The organism is Pseudomonas sp. A125 (assembly GCF_055409485.1).
In genome coordinates, this window is the sequence record NZ_JBUZVP010000003.1 from 302,211 (window position 1) to 318,175 (window position 15,965).

The following is a 15,965-nucleotide window of genomic DNA, read 5'->3' on the forward strand; positions in this document are numbered from 1 at the left end:
GTATCCAGAGGTTTTTACTTTCCCTGCTCTTACTGTACTGAAGCTAGCTGCTTAGAATTCTCTTCAACTCTGCTCCAAAAGCCTCACCGTCAGACATCACACCTAACACCAAAGCACCGACGCCGTGGGTAGATCGATAAGTAGCACTTTCTAAAGCAGCAACCGCCCCGCCACGCGGAATCAGCAAGAGCGAGGCATCAGGCTTGCGACCTTCCCAACGCAGGCTGTCGTGGTACAGGTGAGCCGACGCCATGGCATCCAGCACTCCGTATCGACTGCTGCGGTACTTGGCATCAAAGACTATAAATCGACGTGAGGTTGCGGACCTAAAGGTGACAACGATGTCTGGAAATCGGAGCCTGGATAGACTTGAGAACCCGTGATACGCCCTGCGATCAAAGGGTGGACAGCGTAGCTGAAACCATACGTCGAGGACGGAGTCGGCCCCCGTTCCACGCCATAGAATTCGACCAGCTTTCATGGATGAACAGCGACGCTTCCAGGTGAAATCCGGATAGTCCTTTTTCAACTGCTCCACAGCCATTACAAAACACCAACGTTCGTAAATCTCCCACGTCGGGCTGAGCCAGAGCGTTTCATCGCCTTCCTGACCCAAGACTCCCGAGCGTAGTGCATACCATCCAAACCGATAAGCCCGTGCATAAATCGGGTGAGCGGAAATAGCGTTAAGCCCCGCAGCAGACAGGCGCGTGTGGCTAAGGTCTCGAAATGGTGAGGCGCGCTGAATACGTACCAACTTACTCAGTAGGGACTCAACGAAGGCAATACGCCGCACTAATCTTGGGCTTAGTTGCGAACGGGTTTCGCTGAGAGATTCCTTGGCTCCGATTTCCTGCAAAGACCGGCGCACCTGTCGGCACCGTCTTATAACTTCCGACACGACGAGTCCAAGCGATTGATTAGCAGGATTATCCTGCTCTTCGTAGACGCTTGAGACATCAAACCGGACAGTGTTCAACGCAGGCTTGTTCGGGCTCCCCGGATGCAATAGCGCAAGGCCTGCCGGGCTCATCAGAGCCTTTCTGACGCCAGTTGAGTCCAGGCGTTTCACGTTATGAGCACCAACACTGGTCCGCTCCCTGCGCAATAATGTCAGGGGCTTTTGAATCACGCTTTGAAGCGCGCCAAGCAGTCGGTCACCATACCTACGAAGGCGCGCGTATTGGAGATGCGGATTAGTGAAGGCGCCTTCGTTTCCAATTCCAAGTTGAGCATCTTCAGTACCGAATAACAGCGACGGATCGAAATCAAGAATTGTGCTGACCATCTCGGAATACGAAGCTCCGACAAGCTTCGTACCGTCCGCGGACACGTCCAGGCGATAGGTTGCGACGGTTTCCTCGGCGCCGTTCAAAAGTTCGGCCACGACCTCCCCGGCGAAGTAGCCGGGCGACCAGCACCATACCTTCCTATCCTGATAACGGGTTTCCTCAAGGCGAACGTCGTCGACATAAAACGAATGCCCCTCCACCTTTGTAAATCGGTAAGTACCTCTCTCCATAAATCCCGTAGTCCGCGATCCGGGCGTTGCCTCAAAAAGCGTCTCGCCACACTCCACACGCAAGATGACTGCCATTGTCAGCGCCAAAACCTGGTCGAGCCCGAGTGGTTCAACTCTTCAAGCATCTCGGTAGCCTTGCGCAACGATGAAACCATCTGCGAACCAGCCAATGCAGCTTTGAGCGATGCCAGAACCCGCTGAAAACGAGGGCTGTCTTCTCCTCGAAGTTTAGGAAGAATTTTGGAATAAATTGCCTGATCCAGCGCGCGTGAAAACTCGATTACTTCTCCCTTCTGGGTTTGGTGGAGATAACCAAGGACGTCATGCAGAGTCCGCCATCCAAAATGCAGCCTAGCAGGGCGCAGAATGTCCATCAGCGCCACCATCAGGTCTTTCACCTGCAATGTTTGCTCCGATGTAAGGGAACTGCTATTCCATCCAGGGAACACCTCAACATCGATATCCCAAAACTCAATAACGGAAGCGCGGTCGAGCACCTTGTCGCTCAGTCCATGGGTCGTTTCATCCATGTTAACTGTGCCGATGATCACAAGATTATTCGGATACGGAATTCCGGGAGGAACGCCGTCAATATCATCAGACTGGCCGTGGAATACGATCGTCTCCCCCGTCTCCATTGCTGAAAGCAAAGGTGCCAGATACTGCTCCGGGTGAGACAGATTCATTTCATCCAAAACCAACGTGTATGGCTTAGAGGGATTGGAGCTTGCTTGAAGCAGAAAGTCCAACACGCCTGTACGTACGTATGAGTCCGAGTCGAGGGGGTTAACGTAGCCCAGGAGGCTTGAGTAATCGTGCCATCCAGGTTGAACAGGGATGATAAGCAGCCCTTCGGATGGCGTCGGATCTTCCTGCCACAAACTCAGAGCGTAGCCGCGAGCCAGCTGGGTTTTACCCGCCCCGCTCAACCCGGTAAGGACGGCAAAATGCCGTCTCGGATGACTCCAGAGCCCAGCATCCAATTGCCCAACCATTTCATCAGGAAACGGAAATCCCGAACTGAAGCCGCCAATTATGGCCTTTAGGGAAGGCCGCTCAACTTCGACGGTAGCACGCGATACCGTATCGGTCTGTGCGACGACAGGATCCAGTCCATCGCGAACAGTCAGCGCTTTTGGAATCCAGTGGATTCTTTCAGCCCACTGTCTACCCCTGTCAGTGAGTTCCAACATCTTGTTATTCAGGATCACAAGATCCAGGTTTCGCAGCCAACTAATAAGACTCGAAGGAGCGAAATCAGTCGTCCATCCTGGGTTGACCTTTCGAAGCTCAAGGATCGCATCGCGACTAGCTAATGGTGTCCCCCTTAACGCATCCAGCAGGTAGTCAAACCCCAGAATGCGGGTGATCATCCAATCGATGACTTCATCGGGCTCCCCTGACTCTAAAAAAGCCTCTCCCCGTAGCGTCAACTGCAGGTCGCTGCCAGTAGCACGGAGCACGCCCCACTCTGCGATCAACGCGTTCAATTGAGTGTTGAAGGTAGCTTTTTTGGACTGGGGGTTGATCGACTGCAGATGCTGCATAAAGTCTTCGCGTGTGCAGCCATCTGCCGCAAACTCGATCATGGTTTGTATCGTGCCCGTGCCCCCACCGATTGCCAGCATCCCTCGCCGGCGGCGTTCAGGAGGTAGCGGATTGAGTACCTCCTCTCCAGTGAGGGGATCGGATTTTTCGGTGGCTTCCGCCTCAGGATTTTGAACATAGGTGACGAATAGCAGCCACGGCAGTGTCAACCTGGATGTTCCCTCTCGCGAGAGGTAGTCGGGGGTCGGGCCTAATACCTCGGTCAGACGATTAAGCACAAGCCGGTGTAAATGTCGGCGCACGCCTCGCAATGGCAGTCCCATTGCGTAGGCTAATTCACGGAGTTTACGAAAGTGCGCGATGGTGGTGAACGAGCCCGGGCATAACAAGGCAAAAACCCGATACATCTTGAGCTTTGGGTTGCGCTTGGTGATGCGTGCAACGTCGGCAGCAATCAGCTGCCAAGCTTCGGAGATGAGTAGTTCACTTTCTGTCGCATCCTCGGTCGTCGCATACTTCTGTTTGAGCTGCCATAAGCTCTCAGCAATGGCTGCGTTTTTGACTACGCCGCTAACATCAACATGCCCCATGCCCGTTGCAGAGACTGCCTCGGAGTTCCACAGAGATTGTTGAAAGTCTTCGTGTATGAACTCGTCATGCGAAACCTCATGAACCCGCACTAGCCACTGTTGAAACTCTGTGATCCATCGTTGATTTCCGGGCAACGACAGAACTTGCTCAACCAAATTGACACACGCACTTTTTAGCGCCTCTGAATCCTTTAAATCCGGCAATTCGTACCCTCCGCTGGCGTGATAATTATATGGCGCGATGATGGCACCGATCACATAGCTATTTCCATCTGTAACTGAGATTTCCAGCGGTACGTAAACGCTTAGGGTAATTACTCACGGAGGAATTCTCGCTGACCGAACTGCCGCAATGCTTCGTATTACTAGCCGCGACTGCTCGGAGCAAACTGCTTAACCCCATCTCTAACAGCTTTTGGCGCTGAACAATCGTCAGCCTTAGAGGCTCCGCTGCGCAATTCGCTCCGATATCCACTCGCGGCTGTAAGCCAGCACCCTGCAGGACATCGCCGTCGGAAAATGAATAAACCCATGGGCGGCCTGCGGGAGCAGAAACACCTCGGACCCAGCCCATCGCTCGGCCATCTGTATCGTGTCGTCGAGCAACGGGTCCAGCTCCCCCACAAACATCAGCGCCGGCGGCAGCCCGGCAAGGTCGCCGTACAGCGGTGACAACGCCGGTTCCCTGCGCTGCTCATCACTCAACCCCGGCGTCAGCAGGCGCAACGCCTCAACCATCCCGGGCCCGTCCAGCAGCAGCGTTTCGCGTCCTGCCGTGCGTACGCTCGGTGTACCGGTCAAATCGTAGACGCCGTAATACAGCACCGCCCCGCTCACCCGCGCCAGCAACTCGGGCCATTGCTTCAGCGCCAGCAATGTGGCCGCCGCCAGGTGCCCACCGGCAGATTCGCCGACGACGATCACCGGCAGGCCGGCAAACTCCTCACACTCCCCGAGCAACCAGCGCGCCGTGGCCAGGCAGTCTTCCAGAATCCCCACAACCGGTGTATTCACCGCCAGCCGGTAATCCACCGACACCACCGCCACGTCGCACGCGTTCACCATGGCAACGTTGAGGTCGTCATTCATCTGCGCATTGCCGATCACCCAGCCGCCGCCATGGATGTCCAACACCACTCCCTTGACCTTGCCCTTCGGCCGAATGATGCGCACCGGCACCGAGCCCACGTGCCGGCTTTCGGCTTGCAGGCCATGCTTGAGCAACTTGTTGCCGGCCACCATCTGGCCTGAGCGCAACAGCGCCTGGATCACCCGGGGCGTCACGCGGTTGCGGATGCGAAAACGCGGCAACCACGCCAGTTTCTGGTTGAAGCGCTGCATTTGCGCCACTTCATGTTCGTTGGCAGGCCACAGCGTATGAGTTCCCAATTCGATATTCCCTCTATCTCTAAAAGAGATGGCACCCTCTGAAATCAGCACTACACGTGTTGACCCCCGTCTGCCTAAGATAAGCAATAACTCCCCAAAATGCCGCCCTCATGCGGCGCACAAAAAAAGGAGACTGCTCGATGACCGTTCCTGCCGCCCCTGCACACCCGCCGCTGCCACAATCGCTGCTGGATGAACTGAGCCAGTTGCTCGGCAACCGGTTTTCCACTTCGGCCAGTGTGCGCGAACACCATGGCAGTGATATTTCCGCCCTCGACCCCATGCCGCCGGATGCCGTGGCCTACGCCAACAGCCTGGACGATATCGTCGCCATCAGCACCGCCTGTTATCGCCACGACGTGCCGATGATTGCCTACGGCAGCGGCACATCCCTGGAAGGCTGGCTGCAAGCGTCCCACGGCGGCATCAGCATTGACGTGTCGGGCATGGACCAGATTGTGCAGATCCGCGTCGACGACATGGACGTCACCGTGCAACCCGGCGTAACCCGCAAACAACTGAATGCCGCCCTGCACTGCACCGGGCTGTTCTTCCCGATAGACCCGGGCGCCGATGCGTCCCTGGGCGGCATGGCGGCCACCCGCGCCTCCGGCACCAACGCCGTGCGCTACGGCACCATGCGCGAAAACGTGATGGGCATGACCGCCGTGCTCGCCGACGGCCGTGTGATCCATACCGGCGGCCGGGCCCGCAAATCTTCCGCCGGCTACGACTTGACTCATTTGCTGGTGGGCTCCGGCGGCACCCTGGCAACCATCGCCGAACTGACCGTAAAGCTGCACCCGATTCCCGAGGCGATTTCGGCGGCGGTGTGCCGCTTCCCCACGGTGGACCACGCCGTACGCGCAGTGATTCAAACCATCCAGCTCGGCGTGCCCATCGCCCGCATCGAACTGCTCGACGCGCTGACCATGCAAGCCCTCAACGCCTACAGCAAAACCCAACTGCGCGAGGCGCCGTCGTTGTTCTTTGAACTGCATGGCTCCGAGGCCAGCGTGAAGGAACAGATCGAAACCGTGCGCCTGGTGGCCGACGAACAACAGGGCCTGGATTTTGAATGGGCCGTGCACCCGGAAGACCGCAGCCGTTTGTGGCAGGCGCGGCACGATGCGTACTTCGCCGCCCTCGCCCTGCGCCCCGGTTGCCGCTCGCTGACCACCGACGCCGTGGTGCCGATTTCGCGCCTGGCCGAATGCATCGAAACCACCGCCGCCGACCTCGCCGAAAATGGCTTTCTGGCACCGATTTTCGGCCATGTGGGCGACGGCAATTTTCACGCACTGATCCTGGTAGACCCGCATAACCCGGACGAAGTCGAACGCGCCGAAGCCGTGGCCCATCGCCTGGCCGAGCGCGCCATTGCCATGGGCGGCAGTTGCACTGGCGAACACGGTATCGGCCTCACCAAGCAGCACTTCATGCCGGTGGAACACGGGGCAAACGCCGTGGACGTGATGCAAGCGATCAAGGCCGCCCTGGACCCGAAACAACTGATGAACCCCGGGAAGATTTTCCCTCGCGGGCACTCGGCCGGTTAGCGCGGTACCCTCATTGGCCCCATCGGTTTGCAGGAAGCGCCCATATGGAAATCCGCCAGATCAAATACTTTGTCGTCGTGATCGATTGCGGCAGCCTGTCCCAGGCCGCGCGCCAGGTGCATGTGGCGCAATCGGCCTTGAGCAAGCAGATGTCGGCGCTGGAGCAGGAGCTGGAGGTGCAACTGTTCCATCGCAGCCACAGCGGCGTGGTGGCCAGCGAGGCCGGCAAGGTCTTCTACGAATACGCCCAAGGCATGCTCAAACACCTGACCGACGCCCGCGCCGCCGTGCGCAGCAGCCCCAACGATGTCAGCGGCTCGATCGTCGTCGCCTTGCCGCAAAGTGTCGCCACCATCCTCGCCATGCCGTTGATGCGCGCCGTGGCCGCGCGTTATCCGCAGGTGGCGTTCCACCTCAACGAAGAACTCACCGGCAACGTCATGGACCAACTGATCCATGGCCGCGTCGACCTCGCCCTGTTCACCTCCCGCGAGCTGCCGCCGCAAGTGGTGTTCGACGCACTGATCGAAGAAGACTTCTACCTGATCCACCGCGCCAACGCCCCCGACGCGCCGCCGGCCGGCGAGGTAACGCTGCAACAGGCCCTCGCCCGCCCGCTGGTATTCCCCAGCCAGGCCCATGGCCACAGCACCCGCACCCTGGTGGAACACGGGGTGAAACAGCGCGGGCTGGCGGCGGGCGAGATCGCCATGGAAGTGAACTCGGTGCACATCCTCAAAAGCGCGGTGGAGGCCGGCATTGGCTACACCATCATGCCGCTGAACCTGGCCATGCGCGAAATCGAAGACGGGCGCCTGGTGGCCCACCGCATTGCCGACGCCGAGCTGACCCGCACCCTGGGCATTTGCAGCTGCGCCTCGATGGCCGCCAGCCACCTTAAAACCCTGATCAGCGAGTTGATCCGCGAAGTCGTCCACGGCATGTGCCAGAGCGGCGACTGGCCGGGAGGCCGCGCCCGCTGACCAAGCGCCACAGCGCAAAACAATCGCCCCTACAACAACAAAAAAGAGGCCCACCATGAAGCCATTAACGGCGCCCCCCGGCGACCTGCCCGACCAGGCCCTGCACTCGGCCTACCGCAAGACCGCCTGGCGGATCATCCCGCTGCTGATGGTGTGCTACCTGGTGGCCTACCTCGACCGGGTCAACGTCGGCTTCGCCAAATTGCAGATGCTCGATGACTTAAAGTTCAGCGACGCGGTATACGGCTTCGGCGCCGGGGTATTTTTTGTCGGCTACCTGATGTTCGAGATCCCCAGCAACATCGCCCTGCACCGCTTCGGCGCCCGGCGCTGGATCGCCCGCATCATGATGACCTGGGGCCTGCTGTCGGCCGCCATGATGTTCATCGAAACCCCCATGAGCTTCTACCTGCTGCGCTTTCTGATCGGCATCGCCGAAGCGGGCTTCTTCCCGGGGATCATTTTCTACCTCACCACCTGGTTCCCCAGCCATCGCCGGGGCGTGATGATCTCCCTGTTCATCGCCGCCCTGCCGATCTCCAGCATGCTCGGCTCGCTGATCTCCGGCTTGATCATGCACACCCTCGACGGCGTGGCGGGCTACGCCGGCTGGCAGTGGCTGTTCGTGATCGAAGGCCTGCCCGCCGTGGCACTCGGTGCCGCCGTGTTCTTCCTGCTGCGCGACCGCATCGCCGATGCCCACTGGCTAAACCCCGACGAAAAGCGCGGCATGCAAGCCGCCCTCGACCGCGAAGCCCGGGAAAAGCCCCGCCATTCGGTACGCGAAGGTTTGTTGAACCCGACCATCTGGCTGCTGGGGGCGGTGTATTTCTGCCTGGTGCTGGGCCAATACGTGATCAGCTTCTGGATGCCCACCATCATCCGCAACAACGGCGTGGCCGAGCCCTGGGCCATCGGCGTGCTCAGCGCGATTCCCTACTCCGTGGCCGCCGTGAGCATGGTGCTGGTGGGCCGCAGTAGCGACCGCCACCGCGAATACCGCTGGCACCTGGCGATCTGCGCCGTGGTCGGCGCCGGGGGCGTGGTGTTCGGCACCTTGTTTGGCGACAGCCTGTGGCTGTCGATGCTCGGCCTCACCCTCGGCACCGCCGCGATGATCAGCGGCCTGCCGGTGTTCTGGGGCATGCCCACCGCCGTAGTCGGCGGTGCCGCAGCGGCGGCGGGCATTGCGCTGATCAACTCGCTGGGCAATGTGGCGGGCTTTTTCAGCACCATCGTGGTGGGCTGGTTGACCCAACTCACCGGCAACACCCAGGCGGCCATGTACTTCATGGCCGGGGCATTGGTGGTCGGCGGGTTGCTGGGCTTGAGCGTGGCACGCAAGCCCGGCCCGGCCTCAGCGGTTATTGCGCAGGATGGAAAAATTCAGCGCAGCCGCAACGCTTAACCACACGAGGTACGGAAACAGGATGAGCCCGGTGATCAGGTCCAGCCGCACGGTCAGCAACACCATGGCGGCGACCACCAGCCACAGCAGCGTGATGATCACCATCCCGGCGAAAATCCGGTGGGCGCCAAAGAACACGGGCGTCCACAGCGTGTTGAGCGCGATCTGCGCAGCCCATAGAGCCAGCACGATTTCGCTGCCGGGGATCAGGGTCAGGCGGTAGCCGGCCCAAGCCAGCAGCATGTAGATGATCGTCCAGGCGACCGGGAACAGCCAGTTGGGCGGAGTGAAGCCGGGTTTGACGAGGGTGGCGTACCACTCGCCCGGTTTGAAGATAATGCCGGTGCTTGCGGCGGCGGCGCAGGCCAGAAGAAAAATGAAGAGCGTCAGCATAATCGGTCCTTAGCTGGGAGCAGCTGCCTGGAGATGAAAGCCTTGACGGCGGTTTCAGGGTTGGACGCCCCGCGCAGCAAAAAGTGTATTTTTCTTTCCTCCGTGCCTCGTCACAGATGCCCTAGCTGAACGCGATGTAAACAGGCTCCTGCTCCACCGCCGACTGCTCACAAGCACGCACCAGATCCCGCACGCAATAAAGCCGCCAGCCCTTGCCCGCGCCCCACTTGGCAGCCACATCCTCAAGCGATGCCGTTTCATCGCGCGCGGCCCGCTCCCAATCATCGTGCCCGATCTCGGCGATCAAGCGTGTTTGGTAGTCCTTCAAAAAGGGAAGCAAGCCCTGCGCATGATCAACCTCCAACAGCACAACGTCAGCCGAATCGAGTTGCTGCCTGGCCGCCTCAACCCAGTCCCGCGCCTGCAACGGAAGCGCGTCCAACACCGCCTCAAAGGCCGACCCCGACTTGTCGCTGCCCTGAAACGAACCACACCCAATCTCGCCACCCGCCATGCCCTTCTCCTTAACCGTTATTCATACCCGCCCGGTTACTGGCTTAACCCCAGGCGCTTTTTCGCCTTGTAGCAATCATTGATCGCGATTGCCTGCTGGTAATACTCCGTACGCTGCGCACGGTTACTGTCCCCCAGCAGCCGGTACATTTCAGCCTGATAATCCCGACTGCTGCCCCACTGCAACGCCATGCCCTGAGGCATCTCGGCCCTGCATTCAAGCTTCACCGCAGGCTGCGGAAAATACTGCTCATACGCGGGCGTGCTGGTTGCAATGGCCTTCAGCGTTGTCTGGAATTCGGGTGTGTTCGTCAATTCATAGCAAAAGGAGGAAAGCTGCAGGGCTGGTGGTGCAAAGCCTTGCAGGAAGCTGCGTTCCAACAGCGGGCAAGCCTTTTCCTTGATGACGTCGATTGGGTAGAACAACACGTAGATCATCGCCAGGCGATGCTGCGCCACTGGGTGGTCCAGCGCGGCAGCCTGTTCAAGCAACTTGATCGCCGGTTTGAGTGATTCACCCGCCTCCTCCACCAGCGCCTGGGAACGCTTTTTCTCGTCTGCGCTGGCGGTGGGAAAGTTCGCAGGCACCGCTTCCAGTTTGGTGTTGGCTCGCTGGAGATACGGCAACGCCTGCTGATAAAGGCGCTCGGCGTGAGGGTCGATGGGCGGCGTGTTGGCCGTGCACAGTTGCGGTAACAGGCAGCCCAGAAACAGGGGAATAAAGCGGCAAATATTCATAAACAGGCTTCCATGCGTCGGGGGATTCAGGTGCCGCTCATGCGGTAGTGTCCCAATAGAAATGGATGAACTCATCCTCGTATTCCGCGACCAGCGAAACGATAAACTCGGTCTTCATGGAATACATCATCAGCGCACCGACAAAGCCCGTTGGCTCGTGCAGTGGCAGTTTGAGCGGCGCGACCAACTCATTCGCCTGGTCGGCAACCATTTGGTTGAATTCGGCTTCCGATATGTTCTCAAACTTGGCATCGGATACGTATCCGGCGAAGTATTCCTGCCTTCTGCACCAGTCGTGCTGGCGTTCTGCGTAAAGCCAGAAGCGCAAACCGTTGTCATTTTGCGGGTTGGGCGCGCGGGTGACCCTGATGCACGCCTCTGCGTCGGGAGTCCGAAAGGCATCCTGTGGATAGGTGACGTAATAGATACCGGGGTACGGACGGCCCGAACCGTAGTGAAACAATTGCTCACGGTGAATCTGGTCAAAGTCGTTTTTATCGAACACGAAGAGGTCCTTTATTCATGCCGAGCGGACGGGTGATGGGGGTGCTCGTTGTCACGGGCTCATTCCTTTGAAAGCTGCGCAGGTTCTGTCACATTCTACGACAAGCATCTCACGGCGAAGCACGCCCTTTCACCCTATCGATGATCCCTTATGGAAATACAGATTTCGGAAAGGTCCGACTGGCAATTGTTCGCGACCATCGCCGAAACGCTGGAGCACGGTTTGAGCGGCGAATGGACCGTAAAGGCCGACGGGCTGGATCAGCGCTATTGGGATTTGCGCGTCGAAGGCCAGACCCTCACCCTGCACCTGGAGCATTATTTGGGGATCAGCCTGCTCATGCCTGGCCAGGGCGAGAGCTTGGAGGGTTTGAGTGATTTGGGGTTGAGGGCGTATCGGCTGGTGGTACCTTTTGTGGGGTAACGGAGCCGTTGCATTGACCGCAGCACCTTGCTCCATTGCCTACGCTTGCGTCAGAATCCGCCGGCTTGTGCACCTGGGTGGTCATCTCTAAGGTTGCTCGGTCGCTGAAAACTCAGTGATCGGGTTTAGTAGCCCTGCTTTGAATACTTACGTGCATGAACTTCATCTTCCAGACGTCCTGTCTGTGCTTGATGGTGGCTGTGCGTAGGGCGCCTTCGGGCGCGCCGGCTTTAGGTATTCACCGGTCTACTAACCTGCGCACAGCTGCCACCCTATCGTTTAGTAGCGACGAGGTGGCGGCCCGACTCAGGAATACTTATATGTTCAAAATAACGCCGAATCCGCCAAACACGCCGGATCTAAAACTCCAACAGGCCGCCCAGCGTGCGCTTGATCACTACCTCAATCCCGGCACTGATGCCGAGACAGCCCCAGAGGCAACCGCCCTCTTCAGCGTCACCTCCGGCGTCAGCAGCGAAATCCTGCTCGCCAACAGCTACGAAACCGTTTCCTCCGTCAGCGCCCTGCTGCTCTACCTGTCCGACGAACTGACCGGCAAAGACCGCGACGTGGCATTGGCCATACACCAACTGAGCGAATTGAGCGTACTGCTGATCGGCAAACTAATGGACCGCGAAACACCTCGGGCATAAAGCCCAACGCGGTCCTGCGGGACTAGCCCTTCAACTCACTGAGCCGATTACTCGCCGCGTCGTCGTATGCCACATACAGCGACTCGGCGATTTGGCTTTTGATGGCCTTGGCGCTTTCCAGACCCAATACAAAACCTTCAGCCTTGCCGCCTGCGCGGTTCAGGTCTTCTTTGGTGTCAGCACCGGTGATGGCGTCGAGGAGTTTGATGGCCTGCGGGCCTACGCCTTTTGGGAGGCTGATTTGGTCGATGCTCATTGGGAGGCCTCGGATGAGGTGCGGGATGGGGTGGTGCGGGGTGAAGAGGTCATGGGCGATACCTTGAGATTGAGGTCGGTAGCGCGTGGAACCACTGCCGGAGGTGAGCATGGTAGACCGGTATGGGAATTAAAGGGCCGGTTTCGGCCAGAAGCGGTCACTCCGCATCACATCCCCGGCCTGAAAGCCTGGATAGCCGAGTTGACCGTTCACGATGCAGTGCAGCAGCATGTGATCAATCATTAAGTGCTTCCAGGAAACCTATGCATAGCCCTGTAGATCTTCATGAGTTGTTGGCGCACGTCAGAGATGAACCGTCGTTCATACGATTTATCGAAGCCCTCGGTGTAGATTTCGCCAGCGGGCGTTTAATTGAAAAGACATCGCCTTCATCGGTCTATGGGCCAAGTGCTCTTGGCTGGGAAAATATGTCCGTTGACGCGTTTTTTGATGCGGCAGCTTCGTGGGCAGACGCCAGTTCCCGACTTGCCCAAGAGGATAGGTCGATACCCAATGTTTGGCATCGCTGTGCGGCCATTTTGCTGGCTGGGAAGTATTATGAGTGACACGGGTACGACATCCGCAACGTGGAAGGGAACCGTGGACGGGAGGTTGCCAAAGAACCAACGCAATAAGCTATTGGTTGAAGCCGAAGCCTACGGTTTAACGTTGAATGATCTTGCTGCCACCTGCGAGGAATTCGGCGTGGCCCCCCGCAATCTGCTGAACGAGCTATCCATAGCGGTTGCTGAAGACTACTTGGCAGGGGCTTTGACTTACGAGTTCTGCGATGGCGTCATGAACGGGCTCATCGCTGCCATCGTTGATGTGGGCATGACCAATGACATGCCGCAGCCTGCTTTCTCGCTTTATCAGGCCTTTGATCAGGGGGAGTGGGGGCGCCATGATGATCCGCCGGAGATTGATACCATTGAGAAATATGTGAAGCCGCTGGTTGTGCAGATAGTGCGTGAGTTTCAGGGTGGTCGCGGATATCGGCCAGAAGCAGATCTTTAAGCCGGAAAAATAAATCCTTCGAATTTCTTCCCGCTTTGAGAGTTTGTCTACGCACTTTTACGCTCTCTGGGCTGGTAAGCAGAGTTGGGAAATCAACTCGTCCCCTCTTCAAAAGTTGGTGCAAATGATGGCTCCCTTCGTTCTTCAGGACTTTGACGTTGGATGGGTCGCTACCGACGCCCTCGGCCAGGTTGCGCTCTTCACTACAGGTGGCCCCGGACCAGTTCCTGATTCCGCGATACCCTCCGTCGAAAACTCCGAAGAATTTGTCCTTTCCTTGCCGAAAGTGTCCGATGTAGATCGGGCCACTGTTGGGGCTGGTGCAAACGCTTTCGTTGAATTTGCTAAACGTGGGTTCTTTGCTTACGACTGGTCGGACGTTCATCGCGATTCACGCCAGGCGTTGAGGGGGTATGAGCTGCAATACCGTCCCCAGAATCCACTGAAACTATTCGATTTGCCTGCCCCATTACGGGCATTGACTGAGGTTACCCGGCTATCTCACGTAATCTTCGGAGCATCCATCATAGTGATAGGTGATCAGGTTTCTTAGCCTTTATTCGGCGATTAGGGACCGCTTTTTTGGAGCGGAAGCGTTCAGTTGCGTACGGTAGCTATCGGCCAAAAGCAGTCATTCAATGCTCTAAAGAATCAGGAGTTATTCAACATATTCATCGTTCTTAGTGACTAGTTCATAAACTATTCATGCAGTACTTAAAAGCTAGCCCTAAAGTTTCGTTGGACTCTGCCGATAGCGAGGTGGAGTGTTAACCTGGAGAAAGCGTCATGGATGTTAATGTTTATAAAATTGAAGATGTGGCTAATGATTTTGTCTTAAATAAAATAAAGTCACATGAGAGTTTTGTTCTTGAGTGCGGCGAATTCAGCAGGTACTCAAACACTCTGACGTGGCTGGAGAACGCTATTGAATCAGAAGGCATGTCTGTCAGGATTTATATGATAGCTCGCAACCTCTCGATGGGGAGCTTTGCAGGTTTTGCCGGAGCGAGCATTGTCGGTGCACCAGTGGCGCTAGGAGCGCTTGCCGTAGGTCTGGTGGCCGGTGTTGGCATCGCCGCTCACAACCTCGCGACACTGAATCCCGATTACGAGATCGGCAAAAATCCACTCTCAACTACCCTGTACGTAGACTACAAAAAGTGAGAGTTCTGGTATGTGTTCTCTGCCGGACTGAATCGCCCCAAGTTTAGTAGACTTTTTATATTCTGCTTCTGGCCGATTTCTGCCTGTCGTAGCGAGCAGCAATCGGCCAAAAGCTGACGATCTCTGCCAAGTTAGACATTAAAATGGGCGACTACGTAGGGTCGATTCAATTCGACTTACCCAAGTTGAGTTGAAGGGAAGTCGCATCAGGTAAGCGGCTACCTTGTCAGTGGATGCCGGCTTGAGGAGAGTTTACGAAATATGGATTTTGAGGGTGGCGAATCTGACGGGGTTGAGCCTATTGAACAGGCTTCGGACAACCGATTGAGTGTGGTGGTGACAAGCGGAGATCTTGGCCGCACAGAAGTGCGGCGCCGGCTGGTTGAAAACCGGATGCGCGTCTTATTTGATCAGGTGGAAGTGGAGGATACGTTCAGCTTCTTCAAAAAAATATCCGGGGATGGCCATCGATCCTACTGGGAACAAGTGATCCCGCCGGTAATCGGCAAATTCGATCTGAAGCCTAGTGCTTTTCTCACGAAAGCCAGAGCCATGAGGCCCGAAAAGCCGGACGCAACCGTGTCTGCTTTTGCAAACTGGGTGTATAGCCTATACGGCCGACCTGGTGAGGATGACGATGCTTTGAAACGGGGGCTTGAAGCCGAAAAAGTAATTTTCGAGTTCTGTCAGAACAGTCATGTGGGTCCTAAGGAAGCATGGACAATCGCTTCGCCCTTGATGTTAAGCAGGCGCCCAGACGGCTGGAAGCTGGTGCATCAGGGCATCCATCTGAACGACAAACATGTTCCCTATTTTGCGCTGGAGGAACTGACAGTTAGAGGAGAGCCCTTGAGAGCATCTCCGGACTTGCTTTTTCGCAACTCTCAAACCGGCCATGTGCTTATCGTTGAGATTAAGCTATCCAGGCAGTCTATCCCATCGAATCTATGGCCAAACATTTGGGCTCAGTTGTGGTGTTACTCCCAAATCCCCACGGTTATGCAGGCACCGTCAGTGACCGTCACCGGTGAGGTATGGGCTGAGGGCTCGCTCAAGCCATATCGCCGCTCGCCTTCGATACCTGCGCTCTACCTGCGCGCGATGGCTCGCCGCGACCCGCGCGATGCGGCATACGATCGGTTTTTTCGCGAGCTGTTTGAAATCTACCGTGGTGGTTAGTTTCTAGTGCAGCGCTTACTCGATAGACCGCTTGTGGCCGAAAGCGGTCTTTCGCGAACAGCCGTTCCCGACCATCACGAATTATTCAACTTATCTCCATATTGTCGGGACAAAAGCGATCTATT

17 protein-coding genes are annotated in these 15,965 nt (G+C 57.3%); 9 read left to right on the forward strand and 8 right to left on the reverse strand.

Going from position 1 to position 15,965, the window contains the following annotated elements; genetic code table 11:
* Positions 1–43: 43 nt before the first annotated feature.
* The 3 genes from ACZRN6_RS06480 to ACZRN6_RS06490 form a co-directional block, all read right to left on the reverse strand.
* The gene (locus ACZRN6_RS06480) at positions 44–1,387 is read right to left on the reverse strand and encodes a hypothetical protein (RefSeq protein WP_464007488.1); all 1,344 of its coding nucleotides are present in this window, start codon (positions 1,385–1,387) and stop codon (positions 44–46) included.
* A 212-nt stretch (positions 1,388–1,599) separates the two neighbouring features.
* Positions 1,600–3,918: an McrB family protein gene (locus ACZRN6_RS06485; RefSeq protein WP_464007489.1), complete on the reverse strand. Its 2,319-nt coding sequence runs from the start codon at positions 3,916–3,918 to the stop codon at positions 1,600–1,602.
* A 180-nt stretch (positions 3,919–4,098) separates the two neighbouring features.
* Positions 4,099–5,001 carry an alpha/beta hydrolase gene (locus ACZRN6_RS06490; RefSeq protein ID WP_464007531.1) on the reverse strand — a complete coding sequence of 301 codons (903 nt, stop codon included), beginning with the start codon at positions 4,999–5,001 and terminating at the stop codon, positions 4,099–4,101.
* Positions 5,002–5,189: 188 nt separating this feature from the next.
* Here ACZRN6_RS06490 and ACZRN6_RS06495 point away from each other — a divergent pair, with 188 nt between their 5' ends.
* Genes ACZRN6_RS06495 through ACZRN6_RS06505 form a run of 3 tightly spaced genes read left to right on the forward strand, consistent with a single transcriptional unit; the run spans position 5,190 to position 8,999 of the window.
* Entirely contained in the window at positions 5,190–6,608 is a 1,419-nt protein-coding gene (locus tag ACZRN6_RS06495; protein ID WP_464007490.1) for an FAD-binding oxidoreductase, read from the forward strand.
* A 44-nt stretch (positions 6,609–6,652) separates the two neighbouring features.
* Positions 6,653–7,591, forward strand: coding sequence for a LysR family transcriptional regulator (locus ACZRN6_RS06500; protein ID WP_464007491.1), 939 nt, complete (start codon positions 6,653–6,655; stop codon positions 7,589–7,591).
* A gap of 55 nt (positions 7,592–7,646) precedes the next feature.
* Complete coding sequence (locus ACZRN6_RS06505; RefSeq protein WP_464007492.1) at positions 7,647–8,999, forward strand: MFS transporter; 1,353 nt, start codon at positions 7,647–7,649, stop codon at positions 8,997–8,999.
* Here ACZRN6_RS06505 and tspO read toward each other — a convergent pair.
* The 4 genes from tspO to ACZRN6_RS06525 form a co-directional block, all read right to left on the reverse strand.
* Positions 8,949–9,389, reverse strand: a complete 441-nt coding sequence (gene tspO / locus ACZRN6_RS06510) for a tryptophan-rich sensory protein TspO (protein ID WP_464007532.1) — start codon at positions 9,387–9,389, stop codon at positions 8,949–8,951. The genes ACZRN6_RS06505 and tspO overlap by 51 nt on opposite strands.
* Positions 9,390–9,513: 124 nt before the next feature.
* A complete protein-coding gene (locus ACZRN6_RS06515) occupies positions 9,514–9,906 on the reverse strand; it encodes a hypothetical protein (protein ID WP_464007493.1) in 393 nt (130 codons plus the stop codon).
* Positions 9,907–9,941: 35 nt separating this feature from the next.
* Positions 9,942–10,643 (reverse strand): hypothetical protein, encoded by a 702-nt coding sequence (locus ACZRN6_RS06520; protein WP_322144245.1) that lies wholly within the window; start codon positions 10,641–10,643, stop codon positions 9,942–9,944.
* A 37-nt stretch (positions 10,644–10,680) separates the two neighbouring features.
* The gene (locus ACZRN6_RS06525; RefSeq protein WP_322144244.1) at positions 10,681–11,148 is read right to left on the reverse strand and encodes a hypothetical protein; all 468 of its coding nucleotides are present in this window, start codon (positions 11,146–11,148) and stop codon (positions 10,681–10,683) included.
* A 150-nt stretch (positions 11,149–11,298) separates the two neighbouring features.
* Here ACZRN6_RS06525 and ACZRN6_RS06530 point away from each other — a divergent pair, with 150 nt between their 5' ends.
* Together ACZRN6_RS06530 and ACZRN6_RS06535 are read left to right on the forward strand one after the other, a co-directional pair.
* Positions 11,299–11,571, forward strand: a complete 273-nt coding sequence (locus tag ACZRN6_RS06530) for a DUF3630 family protein (RefSeq protein WP_464007494.1) — start codon at positions 11,299–11,301, stop codon at positions 11,569–11,571.
* Positions 11,572–11,891: 320 nt separating this feature from the next.
* Positions 11,892–12,224 (forward strand): DUF6124 family protein, encoded by a 333-nt coding sequence (locus tag ACZRN6_RS06535; protein WP_464007495.1) that lies wholly within the window; start codon positions 11,892–11,894, stop codon positions 12,222–12,224.
* 22 nt (positions 12,225–12,246) lie between these two features.
* Here the strand turns inward: ACZRN6_RS06535 and ACZRN6_RS06540 are convergent, their stop codons facing one another.
* Positions 12,247–12,480, reverse strand: a complete 234-nt coding sequence (locus ACZRN6_RS06540) for a hypothetical protein (protein ID WP_178903370.1) — start codon at positions 12,478–12,480, stop codon at positions 12,247–12,249.
* Positions 12,481–12,743: 263 nt separating this feature from the next.
* Between ACZRN6_RS06540 and ACZRN6_RS06545 the strand changes: the two genes are divergently transcribed.
* The 4 genes from ACZRN6_RS06545 (at position 12,744) to ACZRN6_RS06560 (ending at position 15,840) form a co-directional block, all read left to right on the forward strand.
* Positions 12,744–13,046 (forward strand): DUF7660 family protein, encoded by a 303-nt coding sequence (locus ACZRN6_RS06545; RefSeq protein WP_464007496.1) that lies wholly within the window; start codon positions 12,744–12,746, stop codon positions 13,044–13,046.
* On the forward strand, positions 13,039–13,497 hold the full coding sequence (locus tag ACZRN6_RS06550; RefSeq protein WP_464007497.1) for a hypothetical protein: 459 nt from the start codon (positions 13,039–13,041) through the stop codon (positions 13,495–13,497). Before ACZRN6_RS06545 ends, ACZRN6_RS06550 begins: the two co-directional genes overlap by 8 nt.
* Before the next feature lie 786 nt (positions 13,498–14,283).
* Positions 14,284–14,661, forward strand: coding sequence for a hypothetical protein (locus ACZRN6_RS06555; protein ID WP_464007498.1), 378 nt, complete (start codon positions 14,284–14,286; stop codon positions 14,659–14,661).
* 261 nt (positions 14,662–14,922) lie between these two features.
* Positions 14,923–15,840 (forward strand): hypothetical protein, encoded by a 918-nt coding sequence (locus ACZRN6_RS06560; protein WP_322144240.1) that lies wholly within the window; start codon positions 14,923–14,925, stop codon positions 15,838–15,840.
* Positions 15,841–15,965 lie beyond the last annotated feature (125 nt).

Coding starts and splice junctions, on each gene's coding strand:
- ACZRN6_RS06490 (WP_464007531.1), bottom strand. CDS start 5,001: ATGCAGCGCTTCAACCAGAAACTGGCGTGGTTGCCGCGTTTTCGCATC.
- ACZRN6_RS06495 (WP_464007490.1), top strand. CDS start 5,190: ATGACCGTTCCTGCCGCCCCTGCACACCCGCCGCTGCCACAATCGCTG.
- ACZRN6_RS06500 (WP_464007491.1), top strand. CDS start 6,653: ATGGAAATCCGCCAGATCAAATACTTTGTCGTCGTGATCGATTGCGGC.
- ACZRN6_RS06505 (WP_464007492.1), top strand. CDS start 7,647: ATGAAGCCATTAACGGCGCCCCCCGGCGACCTGCCCGACCAGGCCCTG.
- ACZRN6_RS06515 (WP_464007493.1), bottom strand. CDS start 9,906: ATGGCGGGTGGCGAGATTGGGTGTGGTTCGTTTCAGGGCAGCGACAAG.
- ACZRN6_RS06520 (WP_322144245.1), bottom strand. CDS start 10,643: ATGAATATTTGCCGCTTTATTCCCCTGTTTCTGGGCTGCCTGTTACCG.
- ACZRN6_RS06530 (WP_464007494.1), top strand. CDS start 11,299: ATGGAAATACAGATTTCGGAAAGGTCCGACTGGCAATTGTTCGCGACC.
- ACZRN6_RS06535 (WP_464007495.1), top strand. CDS start 11,892: ATGTTCAAAATAACGCCGAATCCGCCAAACACGCCGGATCTAAAACTC.
- ACZRN6_RS06540 (WP_178903370.1), bottom strand. CDS start 12,480: ATGAGCATCGACCAAATCAGCCTCCCAAAAGGCGTAGGCCCGCAGGCC.
- ACZRN6_RS06545 (WP_464007496.1), top strand. CDS start 12,744: ATGCATAGCCCTGTAGATCTTCATGAGTTGTTGGCGCACGTCAGAGAT.
- ACZRN6_RS06550 (WP_464007497.1), top strand. CDS start 13,039: ATGAGTGACACGGGTACGACATCCGCAACGTGGAAGGGAACCGTGGAC.
- ACZRN6_RS06555 (WP_464007498.1), top strand. CDS start 14,284: ATGGATGTTAATGTTTATAAAATTGAAGATGTGGCTAATGATTTTGTC.
- ACZRN6_RS06560 (WP_322144240.1), top strand. CDS start 14,923: ATGGATTTTGAGGGTGGCGAATCTGACGGGGTTGAGCCTATTGAACAG.